The sequence below is a fragment of the Rhodanobacter sp. UC4451_H18 genome, from assembly GCF_052978225.1.
In genome coordinates, this window is the sequence record NZ_CM129663.1 from 2,366,840 (window position 1) to 2,387,030 (window position 20,191).

The 20,191-nt window shown below is 69.8% G+C and carries 22 protein-coding genes; 15 read left to right on the top strand and 7 right to left on the bottom strand.

The window, feature by feature from the left end:
* The first annotated feature begins 10 nt into the window (after positions 1-10).
* The 3 genes from ACVCMG_RS10690 (at position 11) to ACVCMG_RS10700 (ending at position 1,985) form a co-directional block, all read left to right on the top strand.
* Positions 11-415 carry an MbcA/ParS/Xre antitoxin family protein gene (locus ACVCMG_RS10690; RefSeq protein WP_447097719.1) on the top strand — a complete coding sequence of 135 codons (405 nt, stop codon included), beginning with the start codon at positions 11-13 and terminating at the stop codon, positions 413-415.
* A 146-nt stretch (positions 416-561) separates the two neighbouring features.
* On the top strand, positions 562-1,296 hold the full coding sequence (locus ACVCMG_RS10695; RefSeq protein WP_447097720.1) for an RES family NAD+ phosphorylase: 735 nt from the start codon (positions 562-564) through the stop codon (positions 1,294-1,296).
* Positions 1,293-1,985: an SGNH/GDSL hydrolase family protein gene (locus ACVCMG_RS10700; RefSeq protein ID WP_447114094.1), complete on the top strand. Its 693-nt coding sequence runs from the start codon at positions 1,293-1,295 to the stop codon at positions 1,983-1,985. The genes ACVCMG_RS10695 and ACVCMG_RS10700 overlap by 4 nt, the downstream gene beginning before the upstream one ends.
* 153 nt (positions 1,986-2,138) lie before the next feature.
* Here the strand turns inward: ACVCMG_RS10700 and phhA are convergent, their stop codons facing one another.
* Positions 2,139-3,032 (bottom strand): phenylalanine 4-monooxygenase, encoded by an 894-nt coding sequence (gene phhA, locus ACVCMG_RS10705; protein ID WP_447097722.1) that lies wholly within the window; start codon positions 3,030-3,032, stop codon positions 2,139-2,141.
* Between the two features lie 138 nt (positions 3,033-3,170).
* Here phhA and ACVCMG_RS10710 point away from each other — a divergent pair, with 138 nt between their 5' ends.
* The 4 genes from ACVCMG_RS10710 to ACVCMG_RS10725 all read left to right on the top strand — a co-directional run bounded on the left by ACVCMG_RS10710 (position 3,171) and on the right by ACVCMG_RS10725 (position 8,928).
* On the top strand, positions 3,171-3,647 hold the full coding sequence (locus ACVCMG_RS10710) for an Lrp/AsnC family transcriptional regulator (RefSeq protein WP_395120733.1): 477 nt from the start codon (positions 3,171-3,173) through the stop codon (positions 3,645-3,647).
* 67 nt (positions 3,648-3,714) lie between these two features.
* The gene (locus ACVCMG_RS10715; RefSeq protein ID WP_447114095.1) at positions 3,715-4,515 is read left to right on the top strand and encodes a lysophospholipid acyltransferase family protein; all 801 of its coding nucleotides are present in this window, start codon (positions 3,715-3,717) and stop codon (positions 4,513-4,515) included.
* Positions 4,512-5,531, top strand: coding sequence for a YheT family hydrolase (locus tag ACVCMG_RS10720; protein ID WP_447114096.1), 1,020 nt, complete (start codon positions 4,512-4,514; stop codon positions 5,529-5,531). Before ACVCMG_RS10715 ends, ACVCMG_RS10720 begins: the two co-directional genes overlap by 4 nt.
* 25 nt (positions 5,532-5,556) lie before the next feature.
* On the top strand, positions 5,557-8,928 hold the full coding sequence (locus ACVCMG_RS10725) for a GH92 family glycosyl hydrolase (protein ID WP_447114097.1): 3,372 nt from the start codon (positions 5,557-5,559) through the stop codon (positions 8,926-8,928).
* A gap of 98 nt (positions 8,929-9,026) precedes the next feature.
* Here ACVCMG_RS10725 and ACVCMG_RS10730 read toward each other — a convergent pair whose 3' ends face one another.
* The 3 genes from ACVCMG_RS10730 to ACVCMG_RS10740 all read right to left on the bottom strand — a co-directional run bounded on the left by ACVCMG_RS10730 (position 9,027) and on the right by ACVCMG_RS10740 (position 11,489).
* Entirely contained in the window at positions 9,027-9,644 is a 618-nt protein-coding gene (locus ACVCMG_RS10730; RefSeq protein ID WP_447107041.1) for a 2OG-Fe(II) oxygenase, read from the bottom strand.
* 134 nt (positions 9,645-9,778) lie between these two features.
* Entirely contained in the window at positions 9,779-10,000 is a 222-nt protein-coding gene (locus tag ACVCMG_RS10735) for a putative quorum-sensing-regulated virulence factor (protein ID WP_447115407.1), read from the bottom strand.
* Positions 10,001-10,013: 13 nt separating this feature from the next.
* Complete coding sequence (locus ACVCMG_RS10740; protein ID WP_395120727.1) at positions 10,014-11,489, bottom strand: AAA family ATPase; 1,476 nt, start codon at positions 11,487-11,489, stop codon at positions 10,014-10,016.
* A 99-nt stretch (positions 11,490-11,588) separates the two neighbouring features.
* On the opposite strand from ACVCMG_RS10740, the gene ACVCMG_RS10745 reads away from it, so the two are divergent.
* The 8 genes from ACVCMG_RS10745 to ACVCMG_RS10780 all read left to right on the top strand — a co-directional run bounded on the left by ACVCMG_RS10745 (position 11,589) and on the right by ACVCMG_RS10780 (position 16,460).
* On the top strand, positions 11,589-12,677 hold the full coding sequence (locus ACVCMG_RS10745; RefSeq protein WP_447107039.1) for a PQQ-dependent sugar dehydrogenase: 1,089 nt from the start codon (positions 11,589-11,591) through the stop codon (positions 12,675-12,677).
* Between the two features lie 53 nt (positions 12,678-12,730).
* Positions 12,731-13,354 (top strand): YbhB/YbcL family Raf kinase inhibitor-like protein, encoded by a 624-nt coding sequence (locus ACVCMG_RS10750; RefSeq protein ID WP_395120725.1) that lies wholly within the window; start codon positions 12,731-12,733, stop codon positions 13,352-13,354.
* Positions 13,355-13,458: 104 nt separating this feature from the next.
* Positions 13,459-13,614: a DUF1328 domain-containing protein gene (locus ACVCMG_RS10755; protein ID WP_395120724.1), complete on the top strand. Its 156-nt coding sequence runs from the start codon at positions 13,459-13,461 to the stop codon at positions 13,612-13,614.
* 40 nt (positions 13,615-13,654) lie between these two features.
* Positions 13,655-14,017, top strand: a complete 363-nt coding sequence (locus tag ACVCMG_RS10760; protein WP_395120723.1) for a DUF883 family protein — start codon at positions 13,655-13,657, stop codon at positions 14,015-14,017.
* A gap of 7 nt (positions 14,018-14,024) precedes the next feature.
* Positions 14,025-14,510: an ABC transporter ATP-binding protein gene (locus tag ACVCMG_RS10765; RefSeq protein WP_395120722.1), complete on the top strand. Its 486-nt coding sequence runs from the start codon at positions 14,025-14,027 to the stop codon at positions 14,508-14,510.
* Positions 14,507-14,845 carry a hypothetical protein gene (locus ACVCMG_RS10770; RefSeq protein ID WP_395120721.1) on the top strand — a complete coding sequence of 113 codons (339 nt, stop codon included), beginning with the start codon at positions 14,507-14,509 and terminating at the stop codon, positions 14,843-14,845. The genes ACVCMG_RS10765 and ACVCMG_RS10770 overlap by 4 nt, the downstream gene beginning before the upstream one ends.
* Before the next feature lie 77 nt (positions 14,846-14,922).
* Complete coding sequence (locus tag ACVCMG_RS10775; protein ID WP_395121296.1) at positions 14,923-16,035, top strand: AI-2E family transporter; 1,113 nt, start codon at positions 14,923-14,925, stop codon at positions 16,033-16,035.
* 59 nt (positions 16,036-16,094) lie between these two features.
* Positions 16,095-16,460, top strand: a complete 366-nt coding sequence (locus ACVCMG_RS10780; protein ID WP_447114098.1) for a cupin domain-containing protein — start codon at positions 16,095-16,097, stop codon at positions 16,458-16,460.
* 37 nt (positions 16,461-16,497) lie between these two features.
* Here the strand turns inward: ACVCMG_RS10780 and ACVCMG_RS10785 are convergent, their stop codons facing one another.
* The 3 genes from ACVCMG_RS10785 to ACVCMG_RS10795 form a co-directional block, all read right to left on the bottom strand.
* Positions 16,498-17,505 carry a TolB family protein gene (locus ACVCMG_RS10785; RefSeq protein WP_447114099.1) on the bottom strand — a complete coding sequence of 336 codons (1,008 nt, stop codon included), beginning with the start codon at positions 17,503-17,505 and terminating at the stop codon, positions 16,498-16,500.
* Positions 17,506-17,528: 23 nt separating this feature from the next.
* The gene (locus ACVCMG_RS10790; RefSeq protein WP_447114100.1) at positions 17,529-18,488 is read right to left on the bottom strand and encodes a TolB family protein; all 960 of its coding nucleotides are present in this window, start codon (positions 18,486-18,488) and stop codon (positions 17,529-17,531) included.
* A gap of 168 nt (positions 18,489-18,656) precedes the next feature.
* Positions 18,657-19,997 carry a glycoside hydrolase family 2 gene (locus tag ACVCMG_RS10795; RefSeq protein WP_447114101.1) on the bottom strand — a complete coding sequence of 447 codons (1,341 nt, stop codon included), beginning with the start codon at positions 19,995-19,997 and terminating at the stop codon, positions 18,657-18,659.
* Positions 19,998-20,191: the final 194 nt, after the last annotated feature.

Consider the following 20,191-nt stretch of genomic DNA (forward strand, 5'->3'; position numbering starts at 1 on the left):
AGTCGCCGCCATGACCGCCCGCCTCGCCGAAGCCTCGCCGCGTTACGCGCCGCCCGCCGATACCCTGGGACCACCCGCCTTGCGCGGCTTCTTCCGCCTCGCCGAGGCATGGCAGCTGCGCACGGCCGAGCAGCGCCGCCTGCTCGGCGACCCGCCCGAATCCACCTTCTACAAGTGGAAGCGCGAGCAGGGCGGCAGCCCGGGCCGCGACACGCTCGAACGCATCAGCTACCTGCTCGGCATCTGGAAGTCGCTGCAGATCCTGTTTCCCGACCCGGCCCAGGCCGACGCCTGGCTGCACAAGCCGAACGCGGCCCCGCTGTTCGGCGGCCACTCCGCGCTCGAACGCATGCTGTCGGGCAACGTCGCCGACCTGTACGTGGTGCGCCAGTACCTGGACGCGCAGCGCGGCTGATCGCAGCCCGCGATACATCCATCCGCGACGCTGCGATACCCCCGCAGGAGCGCACTTGTGCGCGATGCTCTTCGCGTTGGGCCTGAAACAAAAGCATCGCGCACAAGCGCGCTCCTGCGGGGTTGATGCCTGTCCATGGAAAACCGATGCCGCCCTCGTTGCCACCCGTCAAACGCATCCGCTGGAGCCACGCCTTCCGCATCGTGCCCAGCCGCTTTCCGCCGGTCGGCGTGTACGACCGCATCGCCGCCCCGGCCGACATCGACGCGCTGTTCGCGGTCGAGGCGCTGACCAATCCGCGCCTGCGCGAGGAAGCCGATGCGCTGAAGCTGGTGCCGAAGGAGCACCGCATCAGCGGCCCCGGCTCCACCCCGGTGATGGCCGCGTTCACCCATCTCAACCCGGAGGGCAGCCGTTTCTCCGACGGCACGTGGGGCGTGTTCTACGCCGCGCACAGCGTGGCTACCGCAGTGGAGGAGACCGTGTACCACCGCGAGCGCTTCCTCGCCGCCACCGCCGAGCCGCCGTGCAGCATCCAGATGCGCTGCTACCGCACCAGCGTGGACAGCCGCCTGCACGACATCCGCGGCGGCTGGAAGGCCGAGCACGATCCGGACGCCTATGTGGCCAGCGTCAAGCTGGCGCGCACGCTGCGCGACGACGGCTCCAACGGCATCGTCTACGACAGCGCCCGCCACCCGGGCGGCGAATGCCTGGCCGCGTTCCAGCCCGACGTGGTCGCGCCCTGCGTGCAGTCGCAGCACCTGGTCTATCGCTGGGACGGCTCGCGCATCGCGCAGGTGCTGGAAGTCTCGGAGCTGAGCCGGCCGCAGGCGGTCGGCACGGCAAGGTCGAACCCCGCTGACGGCAGTGCACCGTGAACAGGATCGCCGCGATACTGCTGCTGTGCCTGTGCGCCGTGCCCGCGCTGGCGCGCGACAACCACGCCAACGATCACGCGCAGTGGCAGGCGGACATCGCCGCGTTCCAGGCCGCGGACCGGGCCGCGCCGCCGCCGCGCGGCGCGGTGCTGTTCATCGGCAGCTCGTCGATCCGCTTGTGGAAGACGCTGGCGGCGGACTTCCCCGGCGTGGCGACGATCAACCGCGGCTTCGGCGGTTCGCAGATCGACGACGCCACCTTCTTCGCGGACTGCCTCGTGGCGCCGTACCACCCGCGCGCGATCGTGATGTATGCCGGTGACAACGACCTGGCAGATGGCGACAGCCCGGCCCACGTGCGCGACGACTTCGCCGCCTTCGTGCGCCGCGTCCGCTCATTCGACCCCGGCGTGCCGATCGCCTTCATCGCGATCAAGCCCAGCATGGCGCGCCGCGAGCTTCTGCCGCAGATCCGCGCGGCTAACGCGCTGGTGCGCGAGTACGCGGCGGCGCAGCGGGGCGTGGCCTATGTCGACGTGTTCACGCCGATGCTGGGCAAGGATGGCCAGCCGCAGCCGCAGTGGTTCGGGCCGGACGGCCTGCACATGAACCGGCGCGGCTACGCGCTGTGGATCGAGCGGCTCAAGCCGTGGGTGGAGGCGCACGGCAAACCCGCCGCGCACGATTGACTCGCGACGGCTCGTCATCCCGGCGAAAGCCGGGCTCCAGTGCCTTGCGGATCGGCCATCAAGGCGCTGGATTGACCAGTCCTTCGGATTGTTGAAAAGCGCTTCTGCTTTCGCAGGAACGACGGAGGCCTGTCGAGACTCCTTGTTGGGAGCTCAGGTGTCCGCGTTGGTCGCCCAGCCGACCCGGTCGCCGCGGGTGAACACGCGGTCCGTGTCCAGCACGTCGCCGGCGGCGTGCGCCGGCTGGTCGTGCAGGCGTGCGTAGATCGGCGTGAAGTCCGGCCGGGTCGCCTCGAACAGCTGCGCGAAGTCGTCGATCACGAAGTAGGTCTGCTGGTAGGTGTCGATGCGGTAGCGCGTGCTCATCACGCGCTCCAGGCCGAAGCCGATGCGGTTGGGCGAGGGCGAATCGAGGCAGTAGATCGACTCGCCCTTGGAGCTGACGATGCCGGCGCCGTAGATGCGCATGCCCTCGGGCGTGTTCATCAGGCCGAACTCCACCGTGTACCAGTACAGCCGGGTGAGGTTCATCAGCGCCTCGGGGCCGATCGCGAACGCCTTCATGCCGCCGCGGCCGTAGGCCTGCATGTAGTCGGCGAACACCGGGTTGAGCAGCAGTGGCACGTGGCCGAACAGGTCGTGGAACAGGTCCGGTTCGCTCAGGTAGTCGAGCTGGTCGGGCTTCCTGATCCACCAGCTGACCGGGAAGCGGCGGTTGGCCAGGTGGTCGAAGAACACCTCGTCCGGCAGCAGGCCTTCCACCGCCACCACCTGCCAGCCGGTGGCGGCGCCGAGCACCACGTTGAGCTCGCTGAACTTCGGGATGCCGCCGTCGCCGAGGCCGAAGCGCTCCACGCCCTCCATGAATTCGCGACAGGCGCGCCCGGGCAGCAGCTCGCGCTGTCGCTTGAACAAGGTGTCCCACACGTCATGGTCGGTCTTGCTGTAACTCGTCCACGGCTGCTCGACCACGCCGGTGGCGTAAACCGGCACGTAGCCGCGGTCGGTCTGCTGGTGTTCGATCTTGCGCGGTGCGGGGGCTTCCATGGCGGGTCTCCGGAGACTTCGGGTTCGAACCGCCAGCTTAGGCCGAATGGCGGGCACGAAGCTTGTTTTGTTGCCGGATGCAGCGCCGTGGTTGCACTATTCTTGCTCGGATCACGCCAAACGTCGGAGAATCTTGCCATGGCCACGCTGGACCGCACCGACCTGCGCATCCTCGCCGTGCTGCAGGGCGAGGGCCGCATCAGCAATGCCGAGCTGGCCGAGCGGGTCAACCTGTCGCCATCGGCCTGCCTGCGCCGGCTGCAGCGGCTGGAATCGGCGCAGATCATCACCGGCTACGCCGCCCAGGTCGATCCGCAGGCGGTGGGCCTGGGCCTGCAGGCCTTCGTGCGGGTGCAGTTGGCCAAGCACGAGCACGCCGCGGTGGAGCGCTTCGTGGAACGGGTCAACGGCTGGCACGAGGTCGTCGCCTGCCACGCGCTGACCGGCGACATGGATTACCTGCTGCACGTCTACGTCGCCGACCTGGCCGATTTCTCGCGCTTCCTGCTCGATCATCTGCTGAACGCCAGCGGCGTGGCCGACGTCAATTCCAGCTTCGTGCTGCGCACGGTGAAGCGCTCGCCCTCGCTGCCGCTGCAGCATCTGCAGCGATGACGGCCGCCGCGGAAACGTCCGGCGCCGGTCTCCCCTCGCCGCCGACTAACGCTAAACTAACTCGTTGATGAGCCTCGACACCGCCAGTCCCGCCGAACGCGACCTGCTGCGCCCGCTGCGTTACCTGTGGCGGGTGCCGCTGTTGCTGGTGCATGCCGTGCTGGCGGTCCTGCTGGCCGGGCTGGTGATGAGCTGGAACGGCCATCGCGTGATGCGCGACGGCCGCGAACCGTTCCCGCACCGGCTGGTGCGCTGGTGGTCGCTCGGCCTGATGCGCATCTTCGGCTTGCGTGCGGTGCGTGTGGGCCAGCCGCTGCCCGATCCGGTGCTGTTCGTCGCCAACCACACCTCGTGGATCGACATCGAGCTGCTGCACAGCCAGCGCGCCGCCTGCTTCGTGGCCAAGGCGGAGATCGCCGGCTGGCCGCTGGTCGGCTGGCTGGCGGCCAACGGCGGCACCATCTTCCACCGGCGCGGCAACAACCATTCGCTGGCTGCGGTGATGGCGGTGATGGTCGAGCGCCTGCGCGCGGGGCGCTCGGTGGCGGTGTTCCCCGAAGGCGGCAGCGGCTACAACGGCGTGCTCAGGGTGTTCCACGCGCGTATCTTCCAGGCCGCGCTGGAAGCCGACGTGCCGGTGCAGCCGGTGGCGCTGCGCTTCGCCCGCGACGGCCGCCGCGTGATCGACGCCGGCTTCCGCGAGCACGAGAGTTTCCTGGCCAACTTCGTGCGCCTGCTGGGCGAGCCGCCGATGGATGCCGAGGTGCATTTCCTGGGCACCGTGCCGGCCAGCGCGGAGGGCCGCCGGCGCATGGCCGAGCAATCGCGCGAACGCATCGCCGCCGCACTGGCGGACCGCTCTGCATGACGCTGCCCCGGGGCAAGGATTTCCGCCCGCCCTGGCCCCTGCGCAACGGCCATGTCCAGACCATGCTGTCTTCCAGCGGCGTGCGCCGCCTGCTGCTGCCGCGTGCGGCGAAGACCGTGCTGCAGGGCGCCGAGCCGGTGGTGCTCGACGGCGGCGGCGGCGTGCGCCTGAGCGGCGCCTACACCGCGCAGAAGACCCGTCCGCAGTCGCGCGGCCTGGCCGTGCTGTTCCATGGTTGGGAAGGCAGCGTCGATTCCACTTATGTGCTGCAGACCGGCAGCCGCCTGCTCGCCGACGGCTGGGACATCTTCCGGCTCAACTTCCGCGACCACGGCGACAGTCACGGCCTCAACGAGGCGCTGTTCCACTCCTGCCGGCTTGACGAGGTGGTGCATGCGCTGGGCGAGATCGCCACGCGCTGGGGCGCGCGGCCGATGGCGGTGGCCGGCTTCTCGCTGGGCGGCAACTTCGCCCTGCGCGCGGCGATGCAGACTTCGCGCGTGGGTATTCCGCTCAGTTACGCGCTGGCGGTGTGCCCGATCATCGATCCGGCGGTGGGCCTGTTTTCGCTGGAGGAAACGGCGCCGTGGTTCTATCAGGCGTACTTCATGCGCAAGTGGCGGCACTCGCTGCTGCTCAAGCAGAAGGCGTTTCCGCAGCACCAGTATTTCGAGATGTCGGAGTTGAAGAAGCACCTGCGCGGGCTCACCGAGGCGCTGGTGCTGCGGCATACGGACTTCAAGTCGCTGCAGCAATATCTGGACGGCTATTCGGTGGCCGGCGACGCGATGCTGGCGATGCAGGTCCCGGCCACCATCCTCACCGCGAAAGACGATCCGGTGATCCCGGTCAACAGCTTCGAGCAGCTGCGCCTGCCGCCCAACGTCGAGCTGGATATCGCCGACTTCGGCGGCCACTGTGGCTTCATCCGCGGCGGCGACATGGTCAGCTACACCGACGACTACATCGCGGCGCGCTTCAACGCACTGGCCGACGGCACGTCGCCGATCGGCTGAGAACCTGGCGGCGCAAGGGGGCGACATGGGGCGAGCACGCGACACGATCCGCCGGCACGCGATGCGCGGCGTGCGCCTCGCCCTGTGGCTGGCCGTCCTGCCGGGTGGACTGGCGCCGGCGGCGACGCCCGCGGCCACGACCTTCCTGCGCTCGTTCGAACCGGCCGAACCGGCACCGCTGGCGGGCGCGCCCGACCCGCGCTTCAACGTCGCCGTCGCCGGTGGTCCCGGTCAGGCGGCGGCACTCACCGCCAAGCCGGGCGTCGGCTTCAGCGGCCTGCATTCGCTGCGCTACCGCGGCGAGGCGGGCGGACAACAGCAGGTCGCGCTGTACGCGGTGAACCTGCCGGTACATGCGGACACGCAGCTGTCCTACCTGCTGTTTCCCGTGTCCAACGCGGGCGACCTGCGCAACCCGGCCAATTACGTGGCGGTGGACCTGCTGTTCGACGACGGCAGCCGGCTGTCCGGCCGCGGCGCGCGCGACCAGCACCGCCTCGGCGCGTCGGCGCGTGCGCAGGGCGAGGGCCGCGTGCTGTACCCGGATCAGTGGAACTACCTGGCGGTCGACGTCGGCGCGGTGGCCGCCGGTCGCACCATCAAGCGCATCGTGCTGGCGCATGACGGTCCGGCCGCCAGCTTCGAGGGCTATCTGGATGATCTGCGTATCGGCCCCGCACCGACCGACACGCGCCGGCGCCCGAGCGACTTCGTCGACACCCGCCGCGGCACGAATTCCAACGGCCGCTTCTCGCGCGGCAACAACTTCCCCGCGGTGGCCGTGCCGCACGGTTTCAATTTCTGGACGCCGGTGACCGACGCCGGTTCGAACTGGATGTACCAGTACCAGCAGCGCAACGGCGCCGACAACCGCCCGCGGCTGGAGGCGTTCGCGCTGTCGCACGAGCCGAGTCCGTGGATGGGCGACCGGCAGACCTTCCAGCTGATGCCGGCGGCGGTCACCCGCGGCGCGCCCAGCGCGAACCGCGCGACGCGCGCGTTGAGCTTCAGCCACGCGAACGAGACCGCGCACGCGCATGCCTACCGCGTCGCCTTCGACGACGGCATCGTCACCGAGATCGCGCCGACCGACCACGCCGCGATGTTCCGCTTCACCTTCACCGGGGACCGCTCGCAGCTGGTGTTCGACAACCGCGACGACCACGGCGGCATCGTGCTCGACCCGGCGACACGCAGCTTCAGCGGCTGGTCCGACGTGAAGAGCCGGTTGTCCGCCGGCGCCACCCGGCTGTTCTTCCATGGTGAAGTCGACCAGCCGGTGCGCGAGAGCGGCCGGCTCCGCGGCGAGGGCCGCGATCATGTCGCCGCCTGGTTCGGCTTCGACACCACGCAGACGAAAGTGCTGAACCTGCGCATCGCCACCTCGCTGATCAGCCTGGAACAGGCGCGGCGCAACCTGGCGCTGGAGATCGCACCGGGCGATACGTTCGACGACGTGCGCGAGCGCGCGCAGCGGCAGTGGGATGCGCAGCTCGGCATCGTCAGGCTGCGCGGCGCCAGCCGCGACGAGCTGACCACGCTGTATTCCAACCTGTACCGATTGTTCCTGTATCCGAACGCCGCCTACGAGAACACCGGCACCGCGACGCAGCCGCACTGGCGTTACGCCAGCCCGTTCTCCGCGCCGGTCGGCCCGGACACGCCCACCCGGACCGGCGCGCGCATCGTCGACGGCAAGCCGTACGTCAACAACGGCTTCTGGGACACCTATCGCACCGCGTGGCCGGCCTACGTGCTGCTCGCGCCGACGAAGGCCGGCGAGATGATCGACGGCTTCGTGCAGCAGTACCGCGACGGCGGCTGGATCGCGCGCTGGTCGTCGCCCGGCTACGCCGACCTGATGGTGGGCACCAGCGCCGACGTGGCATTCGCCGATGCCTGGCTGAAGGGCGTGCGCAACTTCGACGTGCGCGCGTTCTACCAGTCCGCGTTGAAGGACGCGACCGTGGTCAGCCCGCTCAAGGGCACCGGCCGCAAGGGGCTGCAGCGCTCGATCTTCAACGGCTACACCGACACCGCCGTCGACGAAGGGCTGTCCTGGTCGATGGACGGCTACATCAACGACTTCGCGATCGGCAATCTCGCCGCCGCGCTGGCGGCCGCGCCGGCTGCGGACGACCCGTACGCCGCGCACTACGCCGACGACGCGGCGTACTTCCACCAGCGCGCGCTGGGCTACGTCAACCTGTTCGATCCCGCCGTCGGCTTCTTCGTCGGCCGCGACGCGAAGGGCAAGTGGCGCGACGACGCGAAGCATTTCGACCCGCTGCGCTGGGGCGGCGACTACACCGAGACCAACGCCTGGAACATGGCCTTCCACGCACCCCAGGACGGCGCCGGCCTCGCCTCGCTGTATGGCGGTCGCGCCGGACTCGCGGCGAAACTCGACGCGTTCTTCGCCACCCCGGGCGAGTTCCACGTCGGCAGCTACGGCGAGCCGATCCACGAGATGCTGGAGGCGCGCGACGTGCGCATGGGCCAGTACGGCCACAGCAACCAGCCCTCGCACCACATCGTCTACATGTACGACGTTGCCGGCCAGCCGTGGAAGACGCAGGACAAGGTGCGCGACGTGCTCAGCCGTCTCTACGTCGGCAGCGAGATCGGCCAGGGCTATCCCGGCGACGAGGACAACGGCGAGATGCCCGCGTGGTACCTGTTCAGCGCCGCCGGCTTCTATCCGCTGCGCATGGGCACGCCGGCATACGTGATCGGCGCGCCGTACTTCCCGCACATGGACATTGCGCTGGAGAACGGCAGGCACATCGTGATCGATGCGCCGGCGGTGAGCGACACCAACCGCTACGTGCAGGGCCTGCGCGTCAACGGCCAGCCATGGAACAAGCTGACCCTGCCGCACGCGCTGCTTGCGCAGGGCGCCACGCTCGAATTCCTCATGGGGCCGACGCCCTCACGCTGGGCCAGCGACGAGGCCGCACTGCCGCCGTCGCTGACCCCCCACGGCCGGCCGCAGCCGTTGCGCGATCCCGGTGCCGCCACCAGCAGCACGCCGACCATCGCCGGCCTGCCCGCGTTGTTCGACAACGACTCCGCCAGCGAAGCCGTGTTGCCCGCAACGTCGACCACGATCGCCTGGCACTATGCCGCGCCGCGCCGGGTCGCCCTGCTCACCCTGACCTCGGCGGCCAGGGCCGCCGCGCCGTCGGGCTGGCAGCTGCAGGCTTCCGTCGACGGCCACCACTGGCGCACGCTGGATACCCGCCAACAGCAACGCTTCGCCTGGCCGCGGCAGACCCGGGCGTTCGCCGTGCCGGCGCCGGGCGAGTACGCGCACTACCGGCTGCACTTCGACGCGGCACCGGACGCATCGCCCCGCGCCCTCGCCGAAATCGAACTGCTCGGACTCACCCCGTAGGCGGGCACTGCCTGCCGGCCGTTGCCTTCCGCGGTCGTGACGAAAGGCGGCGGACAGTGTCCGCCCCACGGAACCGCGCATCGCCCGCGAGCGGGCTCCTACGGGTTGGTGGCGGCAAGGCTGCGCTGGCGCATCCAGCACGCAATGCTCATGCGGTCGCGGCTGGCAGGCAGCACCTCGTGCTCGAACTGCGCCGACAGGAACAGCAGCAGGGTGCCCGCCTGCGGAAGGATGTCGCGCGAGGAACCATCGGCCAGGTACAGCCGCAGTGCCCCGCCGTCGACCTCCCGCCAATCCTCGTTGAGATAGAACACCGCCGACACCACCCGCGCGTCGCTGTGGCGCAGGCGGTCGCGATGACGCGCATAGCGCGCGCCCGGCCGATATACCGCGTAGTGCGCTTCGTACTCGACCAGGCCCAGCATCAGCTCGCGGTTGAGCACGCCGCGCAACACGTCGATGCGATCGGCGAAGGCCTGCTGCGGCACGCTCATCGCGCCTTCGGCGAACCAGCGCGTGCGGTCGCCGCGCCGCGTCGCATCGAGCTGCCCGATGCCGGTGCCTGCAGGCTGCAGCTGTCCGGCGTCATGCAACGCCGCGCACTCGGCCGCCAGCGCGCGGATCTGCGCCGGCTCCAGCAGGTCGTGCACGACGCACCAGCCGTCGCTCGCCAGCGCGTCCGCCGCGGCGTGGAATGAGGAGTTGCCGGAATTCATCGAGCGCCTCGGGATGCACGACGTTGCCGATCCGGTGCAGGCCCGTCGTGGCCGGCGCGGAAAGGTTGCCGCGGAGATGCCGGTGGGTCGGTCCCGTCAGCCGTGCGGCGCCGGCAGCATAAGTCGAAACGTCCTCAGCGCGGCGGCCGTCGCAACGGATCGAGCGGACCCGCCAGGCCGTTGCGGTCGATCTCCAGCGCCAGCGCCAGCGACCGCCCCCATTGCCCCGGCGGAAACCCCTCGCGCGCGAACCAGGCCGGCAGGTCGGCGAGCAGCCGGCCCGCGCCCCGTGTCGTCGCCCTCGACAGGGAGACAGCCGCCGTGGCCGGCTGTTGCGCGCTCTCTGCGAGGGCGATTTGCTGCCCGTGTTCAGTCCGCCGCCACGCAGCGCCCCTGCGCCCACGCGCGCAGCGTGTCCACCTGTTCGCGCATCAGCACCGACAGCGGGCGGGTCTGTTGCAGGGCGTGGAGCAGGGCGGCCTGGTCCGGGCCATTGCCTTGGCCGGCGGTGTCGTACAGCGCGCTGACGATGGACTGCTCGATCTCGGCGCCGGAGAAACCCTCGCTGGCGGCGGCCAGCGCGGGCAGCTCGAAGTTCGCCGGGTCGAGCTGGCGGCGCTTGAGGTGCAGGGCGAAGATTTCCGCGCGAACGGATTCGCTCGGCAGGTCGACGAAGAAGATCTCGTCGAAGCGGCCCTTGCGCAGCAGCTCGGCGGGCAACTCCTGCACCGCGTTGGCCGTGGCCACGGTGAACACCTTGGCCTTGCGTTCGGCCATCCAGGTCAGCAGGTAGCCGAGCACGCGGCGTGACACGCCGCCATCGTCGCCGCCGCTGGCCAGGCCCTTCTCGATCTCGTCGATCCACAGCACGCAGGGGCTCAGCAGCTCGGTGCTGGTCAGCGCCTCGCGCAGGTTCTTCTCGGTCTCGCCCTGGTACTTGTTGTACAGCGTGCCGAAATCCAGCCGCACCAGCGGCACGCCGAAGCCGCCGGCGATTGCCTTCGCCGCGAGGCTCTTGCCGCAACCCTGCACGCCCAGCAGCAGTACGCCCTTGGGCGGGTCCAGTCGCGGCGCGGCTTCGGGCGAGAGGAACACCGGGCGGCGGCGCTGCACCCATTCGCGCACGCGCGCGACGCCGGCGATGTCGGCGAAGCTGGCGGTGGCGTATTCGTAATGCAGCAGGCCGGAGCGGTTGAGCAGGTTGAACTTGGACTGCATCAGCACCGGCAGGTCGTTCGGGCCGAGCGCGCCGTCGGCGTAGATCAGCTTGCGCACGATGCGCCGCGCGTCCGGCGCGGTCAGGCCGAGCAGGTTGCGCACGATGGTGCGCGCGGCGTCGTTGTCCACCTCGATCTTGCGGCCCTGTTCGCGCTGCCAGCCGGCAGCCTCGCCGCGCAGGATGCCGGCGAGCTCCTTGATGTCCGGCAGCGACAGCGGCACGCGCAGGGCCAGCGCCTCCAGCCCCGCGGGCAGCTCGATCTTCGCGCCCACCAGCACGATGGTGTGCGCCGCCGAGCGCTGGCGCTGCACGATCTCGCGCAGCTGGCGCAGGCTGCGCGCGTAGTCCAGCAGCGAATGGAAGTCGAACAGCAGGTAGATGCCCGCTTCGGTCTGGGCGCGGATCGCGTCCAGCGTGGCGGTGGCGTCCGGCGACACCGCGCCGCCGTCCTGCGAAAAGTCGAGGCGGCTCAGGCCGTCGGTCAGCGTCCAGCGCCACAGCGGGCGCAGCGCCTGTGCGATCACGTGGCGGAAGCAGTCGATCACCCGCTGCTCGTCCACGGTTTCGATGACCAGCAGCGGCGTTGCCGCGCGCACCAGCGTGGTGAGGTCGTCCAGTTCGCTCATGCCACTCCCCTGAAAGGAGCCCAGTTTAGCGGGCGGCGCTGTTTCTGGCTTCGCGCGGTCCGGGGTACATTGGTGGCCTCGCCTTGCCGGAGACTGCTCATGCGCGCGTTGCTGTCCGTGCTGCTGGTGATCCTGTCGCTGCCGCTGCTGGCGGCCCCCCGGCTGGATCGGCTGACCCTGCCTGCAGGTTTCCACATCGCCGTGTACTCCGACCAGGTGCCGAATGCGCGCGAGATCGCGTTGGGTACGCACGGCACCGTGTTCGTCGGGTCCGGCGGCGCCGGCAAGGTCTACGCGCTCACCGACGCCAACGGCGACGGCGTGGCCGAGACAGTGCGCGTGGTCGCCAGCGGCCTGCGCAACCCGATCGGCGTGGCCTTCCACGACGGCGACCTGTACGTGTCGGCGATCAGCCGCATCCTCGTGCTGCGCGACATCGAGCAGCACCTGGACGCGCCGCCCGAACCCGCGCTGGTCACCGACAAGTTGCCGACCAAGGGCCATCACGGTGGCCGCTTCCTCGCCTTCGGCCCCGACGGCAAGCTGTACGTGCCGATCGGCGCGCCGTGCAACATCTGCAACGCCGGTCCCGACTACGCCAAGCTGATGCGCATGAACCCGGACGGCAGCGATTGGCAGGACGTCGCCACCGGCATCCGCAACACCGTCGGCTTCGACTGGCAGCCGGGTACGAAACACCTGTGGTTCACCGACAACGGCCGCGACATGCTGGGCGACGACGTGCCCAGCGACGAGTTGAACGAGGTCACCCGCATCGGCCAGAACTTCGGTTATCCGTATTGCCATCAGGGCGACGTGGCCGACCCCGAATTCGGCGCCGGCCACCCCTGCCGCAACTACGTGCCGCCGGTGCTCAAGCTCGGCGCCCACGTCGCCTCGCTGGGCATGCGCTTCTACACCGGCAAGCAGTTCCCGGCCAGCTACCGCGGCGCCATCCTGGTCGCCGAGCACGGCTCGTGGAACCGCACCGAGAAGTCCGGCTACCGCGTGATGACCGTGCGCCTCAGCGGCAGCAAAGTCCTCTCCTACGAACCGCTGATCACCGGTTTCCAGCAAAACCAGAGCGCCTGGGGCCGCCCGGTCGACGTGCAGCCCCTGCCCGACGGCAGCGTGCTGGTCAGTGACGACCTGGCGGGGGCGGTGTACCGGGTGACATACCAGCCGTAAGCCCGGGCAGGAATCGCCCTTTCACCATGATGAAACAGCCACACGGAGGCACCATGCACCTGCGCAGCGACAATTTCGACAACGGCCAGCGCATTCCCGCGCGCTTCGCCTTCGGCAAGATCGCCGATCCCTTCGCGCTGTCGGACAACCACAGCCCGCACCTCGCCTGGCGCGACGCCCCGCCGGCCACGCGCTCGTTCGTGCTCACCTGCATCGACACCGACGTGCCCAGTCGCGGCGATGACGTGAACCAGGCGGGCCGCACGGTACCGGCGGCGTTGCCGCGGGTGGAGTTCGTGCACTGGCTGATGGCGAATATCCCGGCCGAGTGCGGCGAACTGGCTGCCGGCGCCTGCAGCGACGAGGTCACGCCGCGCGGCAAGCGCGAGCCGTACGGGCCGCCGGGCAGCGTGCAGGGGGTGAACGACTACACCGGCTGGTTTGCCGGCGACGCCGAGATGGGCGGCGAATACCTGGGCTACGACGGCCCGTGCCCGCCCTGGAACGACACGCTGCTGCACCACTACCACTTCACCATCCATGCGATCGACGTCGACGTGCTGCCGCTGGTCAAGGGCTACTCGCGCGATCAGTTGCGCGCGGCGATGGCCGGCCATGTGCTGGATCAGGCCACGCTCACCGGCGTCTACAGCCTGAACCCTGCGGTGGCCGGCTGAACGAGGGCGCGTGGGCGCGGCGTGCAGGCGGCTGGCGGTATCCTTCACGCCCGCATGGCGCGTGCTGTGGGTGAATGGCACCCACCCACCACGAGGGATGCCCCATGTTGCACTACGCGCTGGTTTTCCTGGTCATCGCGATCATCGCCGCGATTCTCGGCTTCGGCGGCATCGCCGGCGCCGCAGCCGGCATCGCGAAGATCCTTTTCGTCATCTTCCTGATCCTGGCGATCATCGCGTTCTTCCGCCGCGCCAGATAGCCCCCTTATCATCCAAGAGAATGCCATGTCGGAGCAGGTCATGAACCCCAAAGAGCCAACCCCCAAGCCCTCGGTCGACGAGCGCATCGACGAGCGCGCCGAGCGCGTCAAGCAGGCCACCTCGCAGGCCGTGGCCAGCACCAAGGACAAGGTCGACCGCGCCGCCGACCGCGTCGAGCAAGGCCTGCACCACGCCACCGACAAGACCGCGTCGGCGGCCCACCGCACCGTCGACAAGGCGGCCGAAGTGGGCGAGCAGGGCCGCGCCGCCTACGAGCACACCCGCGATCGCGCCGACGAGTTCCTTGAGCAGGCGCGCGAATACGTGCGCGAGAAGCCGATGCAATCGGTCGCCATTGCGCTGGGGGCCGGCTGGCTGCTTGGCCGCATCCTGCGACGTTGAGCCACTGATGCACGAGCAGGGTGACAGCACCCGCGAGACGGCGCCGGACCCGGCGCCGTCGTCGTCTGGCCTGTTCGACGAGATCGCCCGCCTGGGCGCCGCGCTGAAGCGGCTGTTCGGCGCGCAGAAGGATCTGCTGGCCGCGGAGCTGGGGCTGGCCCGCAGCGCGGTGTCGTGGCTGCTGGTGGCCGGGCTGGCCGCCACCGTGGCGGGGGTCGGCTTCGGCCTCACCGTGCTCGGCCTGCTCGGCGTGCTGCTGGCCAAGTGGCTGGGTTCGTGGGTGTGGGCCTTGCTGCTGCTGGCGCTGCTGCAGCTGCTGTTCCTGTTCGGCGCGGTAGTGCTGTTCCGCCGCTGCATGCATTGGATGAGCCTGCCTGTCACGCGTGGCCAATGGGGTGCGATGATGCGCGCAGGCGTGCGCAGGATCGAGGCGGAAGTCGCCGACGAGCCGGCCACGCCGTCGCATGCCGCGCGGGGCGAGGAAGGGCGATGAAAGTATTGAAGCAACTGGCCGAGGTGCGCCTCGCGCAGGCGCGCATGGAGCGGGCGCGCCACGAGGTGGGCGAGCCGGCCGCCGCGCTGCTGGCGCGCGGGCGCGAATACCCGCTCGCCACGGTGGGCGTGGCTGCCGGCGCCGGCTTTGCGCTGGGCAGCCTCGACCTGCACCCGCTGCGGGTACCGGGGCTGGCCTCGCTGGTCGGCGGCGGCCTGGTCGAGGTGCTGGCGCAGGGCAGTCACCTGCTGGCCGAGATGGCCGTGGCGGGCGTGGCGGCGCACGCCGCTGCAACTGCCGATTCCGCCGCGCCGGATGGCGCGCCGTCCCCGTGAACGCCGAGCCTGAGCAGCCGCCGCCGAACGCGGACGACACGCTGCGCGAGATGACCTCCGCGGCGATGCTCTCGCACATGCCGGCCGATCCGCTGCTGGTCGGCAACCTGCCGCGGCCGCTGGCGCGCCGGCTGCACAGCGCGCGCGGCACGCGCCGCCACCTGCGCGCCATCCGCATGCTGCTCAACGCGATGCTGCTGCTGGCGTTGCTGTACACCGTCACGCTGACCCGCGCACTGCTGATCCCGCTGGTGCTGGCCGCCTTCATCGGGCTGGCGCTCAACCCGATCGTGGCCACCGGCGCGCGCCTGCACCTGCCGCGCTGGCTCACCGCGCTGGTGCTGATGATCGGCCTGGTGATCGGCATCGGCAGCGGCGTCGGCCTGCTGGCGCAACCGGCGCTCGGCTGGTTCCACGGCGCGCCGTCGGCGATCCGCAGCTTCGTGCCCAAGGTGCGCAACCTGACCAAGCCGCTGGAGGCGGCCAACCGCGCCACCCAGACCCTGGTCAGCGGCACTTCGCGCAGCGCCGCGCCGCCGCCGGCGCCGCTGTCGATCAGCGCGTGGGATGTCGTATCCACCGCGCCCAAGGTGCTCGCCGCCGTGCTCAGCGTGATGCTGCTGGTATTTTTCTTCCTGGTCTACGGCGACACCATGCTGCGCCGGCTGGTCGAGATGACACCCAGCTTCTCCTACAAGCGGCACGCGGTCAGCATCGTGCGAAGTTTCCAGAGCGAGGTCTCGCGCTACCTGCTCACCGCGCTGTCGATCAACACCAGCCTGGGCGCGATCACCGCCGGCATGCTGTGGTTGTACGGCGTGCCCGATGCGCTGCTGTGGGGCGCGGTGGCGATGTTCGCCAACTTCATTCCGTACGTGGGGGCGATTTTCACCACGTTGCTGCTGGCCTTCGTGTCGATGCTGTACGCAAAGAACGCCGAGCTGGAGGTGTTCCTGCCGGCACTCACCTTCGCCGCCATCACCATCGTCGAGGGCAACCTGATCACGCCGCTGATCCAGGGCCGCAGCATGCGCCTGTCGCCGATCGCGATCCTGCTGTGGCTGCTGGTGTGGGGCTGGCTGTGGGGCATTCCCGGCGCGCTGCTGGCGGTGCCGATGCTGACCTGCGCCAAGCTGATCTGCGAGCGTATCCGGGGCTGGGAGTGGTTCGCGCTGATCGTGTCGCGCTAGGGTGCGATCCGCCGCATGGCGCCGCAGTTTCCGAACAACGACACCACCGGGGATGCACCATGACCGATCGGGCGATCAACCTGCACGACAAGCTGGCCCGGTTCAGCGAGCACTGGTCGCCCCGCGTCGTCGCGGAGATGAACGACTACCAGTTCAAGCTGGCCAAGCTCAAGGGCGAGTTCGTCTGGCACGCGCATGCGGATACGGACGAGGTCTTCATCGTGCTGCAGGGCGCCCTGATGCTGGAGTTCCGGGACCGCTCCGTGCCGCTCGCGGCCGGCGAAATGTACGTGGTGCGCAAGGGCGAGGAGCATCGCCCGGTGGCCGCGGAGGAGTGCAGCGTGATGCTGGTCGAGCCGCGCGGGGTGGTCAACACGGGCGATGCGGGTGGCGCCCGTACTGCACCCGACGACGTGTGGGTGTAGCGCGCCGGCGCGCTCCATCGTTGGCCCGCGAGGTTCCTCAAGGCGATGCCGTGCCGGCCGTCGCCGGCGTGATGCCGTGCGTCCGCAGCACGGCGGAGATGTCGAAGCGCCAGAGGTTGCGCGAGCCGTTCAATGGTGACTGCAGGCGCCGTTGCAGGGTGGCTGCGTCGTCGCGCGGTTTGGGAAAGCTCACCTCCTCGCGGCGGTTGCTCGACACGAACAGCTCGCCGAACGCCGGCCCCAGCGAGGGCGCGTTCTCCAGCGTGCGGCTGTTGATCCCCTCGCCCAGGTGCGCGGGCCTGCCCCAGCCGCCGTCGGGCTGGCGGAACACGATGTAGATGTCGGCGCGGCCCAGCGCATCGCCCTCGTCGCCGGCGTAGAGCAGGAAGCGTCCCGCGGGGTCGATCGCCGGGTCCATGCGGTTGCGCGCCGGGTCGCCCAGCGGCAGCCGCTCGGGCGTGGCGCGGCCGTGGTCGCGCGCCACGTAGATCTGGTACGCCTTGCCGGAATCCGCGCGATGCGCCGAGAAATAGATGTCGCCGTTCGCCGCCACCGACGGGTTGTAGATCATCGCGCCGTCGTTGAGCGCGCCGTCGACGTGTATCGGCGCGCCCCATCCGCCGTGCGCCTGCTGTTCGACGTACCAGAGGTTGGTGCCGGTAAAGGGTCGCCCGTTCATCGTCGCGCTGACCGGCGCGGCACCCGGTCGCGGCGGCCGGTTGGAGACGAAGTACAGGCGCCCGCCGTCCGGCGACAGCGTAGGTTCGGAATCGTGCCACTGGCCGGAGAATGCGGCCACCTGCGGCGTCGACCAGCGGCCGTTCGCGCGATGCGAGACCATGATGGTGTCGTCGGCTTCGCCGAAATCCGAGCGCATGAAATACAGCGTGCTCCCGTCCCGCGTCAGCGCGACCGAGGTTTCCTGCAGGCCGGTGGAAATCACCCCGGGGCCGAGCAGTTCGCCGGGGATTGCCGCGCGCGCGGCAGGCAGCGCGGCGAGCATGGCCGCGAGGCAGGCGGCCAGGGAGAGTTTGCGTGCGGACATGATGGTTCCTGCGATGAATGGACTCACCGGTCGTGGTGCGCGTCGAGCCACGGCGCCAGCGACACTTTCCAGATGTGGTTGCTGCCGTTGTCCCACGCGCGCATGCGCGCCAGGTCCGCGTGTGCCTGCGCGCTCGTGCGCGGGTAGCCCACCTTCGCCGTGTAGTTGCTGGTGAAGTACAGCGTGCGGGCGTCCGGGCCCAGGTGCGAGCCCCACGGCTCGTAGCGGTTCACCGCATCGCCGAGGTCGACCGGCGTGCTCCAGCCGTCGCCTTCGCGGAAGGCGATGTACAGCCGGTCGGGCTTGTCCTTGCCGGCGTAGTTGGCGTCGAACACGATGAACGACTGATCGGGCGCGATCGCCGGGTCCAGCTCGTGCGCCGCCGGATCGCCCAGCGCCAGGCGCTGCGGCGACTGGTAACGGCCGTCGCGCCAGGCCGTGCGGTAGAGATGGAACTCGTGCGTGGTCTCGTCGCGCCGCTGGTAGTACACGTCGCCGTTGGCCGCCACGCTCGGCGCGTAGACGCTGGTGCCCACGTTCACCGTGTCGGGCAATCGCACCGGCTCGCCCCAGCCGTCGCCACGGCGATCGACCCGCCACAGGTGGCCGCCATGCAGCGCCGGCCCGCCGGCCACGTCGGCCCGGTTGGACGTGTACACCAGGAACGAGCCGTCCGGTGCCATCGCCGGATCGTGGTCCTGCCACTGCCCGGAGAACGGCGCGATCTGCGGCGTCGACCAGGTATCGCCTACCTTGTGCGATTCCATGATGAAGCCGTTCCAGCCCGCCTGCTGGTCGAAGTAGACGGTGGCGCCGTCGGGCGCGAAGGTCAGGCAATCCACGCCCGCCGGGCCGGAGATCGCGCCGGGCGCGAAGATTTCCGGTGTGGCGGGTGTCGTGTCGGCGGCGCGGGCGGTGCCGGTGCCGCACAGCGTCAGGGCGAGGAGACTGCAGGCGAACGGAGCGAACATGCGACGGGCCATGCGTGTTCCTCGATGCGATGATGGTGTGGCGGAGTCTGCGCAGCGGCGTCGGCACGCCGCTGCCGCTTTGTGACGAACGGAGACCCGCCGTGACCAGCGGCAGCCGGCGCGGGGCAGCCGGCACCACCCCACCCGCCTCGTCATGCCTGCGAAGGCAGGCATCGCACTTCAGCCGCTGCGCCCGCGAGAAGCATGCGGGAAGAGCGCCTTGTTTGAGGCCAGGGTTCGTACGACAAGCACAGCCAGAAGCGGGATGGCGATCGCGTAGATGTACTGCGTACGCGACACGCCGATGCCGAACGGGAACCAGATGCCCGGCACGCCGATGGGATCGAGCAGCTCGCCGCCGAACAGTCCGGCCATGATCGATGCCAGCGTGACGAGCGAGAGCATCCGCATCGGGCCGCTGTGGACCATGCGTATGGCAATGACGACCATCAGCGCGAGCAACCCGAGTCGGCACACGCTGTTCAGGCTTGCCGAACGGGTCAGGGCACCGGCGACGCCGACCACCGCCAGCACGACCGCCAGTACATCGATGCTTCGCCACGCGCGCAGGCACCAGCGGTTCCAGGCCAGCACCCAGGCCGCGATCGTTGGCGCCCACATCACAGTGGCCAGCCATGAGTAGGTTCCCAGCGATTCAAGATCGGTCCACGAGACGATCGCATTGTTGAGGCGTCGCTCCGCCGTGAGCGCGAGCGCGATGCAAGTGAAAACCAGAAAGCCCTTGTGGCTGCTGCGGCGCCAGCCCACGAGCGCCAGGCCGATGACGGCCAGCATGGCGACCGGCTCGATCGCATCGACGATGTAGCCGGCGATGGTTCGCTCCCAGTGCGCGCGGTGCAGTGCGGCGCCTGCCGGTTGGGGAGCGAGGATGGGCGCACTGTGCATGCCACCACCGGTCGTGCCGTAGGTGGCTCTGGTGAGCATGAAGGTGCGGATGGCGAGTACCCCGCGGATGCCCGCCGCATCGGCGGGGAGGGCGAACAGCAACGGCCGCGTGCCCACGAAGCGCGGATTCCGGCCCAGCCTGCCCGACCCACCCAGCAATTGCCCGTTCCAGTACAGCTCGTAGCCGTCCTCGACCAGGGTCGGCCCGAGGATGACCCAGGATGCGTACCCCGCCGGCACCGTCACCGCACGCCGGTACCAGGCGTAGCCGTGATAACCGTGGTGACCATGCGCCGCCCACCCTTCGACGTAATCGGGCAGGCCCACGTCGCCGTCGTGGCTGCCCGGCAAGGCGGTCATGTCGATCGTCTCCCAATCGGAATCGTCCGTATCGGCGTTGGCCCAGCGCAGGTCGTCACCAACATGGAATCGCCAGGAGCCATCGAGCACGGTCGCGGCGGCGCGCAGATGCGGCGGATCGGGGCGACCGCCGGTAGCCAGGACGACGAGCACGATGATCAGGAGCAGCAACGTCGCCGTGGCGATGCCGATGATCAGCCTGCGTTGCGTGGCGTCGATCGATGACGGCGTCGAAGATGCGGGTTCAGTCGTCATGCGATGACCTCGCTTTCAGGTTTCGATGCTGGAGAGACTGCCATCCTCCGCGGACAGCCACGTGGAGCAACCGGGAAGGCATGGCATCCTTGCGGGCGCCGGCAGCGACGCCGCCGCGCAGAGGCGGCCGCATTCGATATGCAGCGGTGGTGCGACATGTCCGGCCTGCCCACCGGCAACCTCCTTGCAACCAG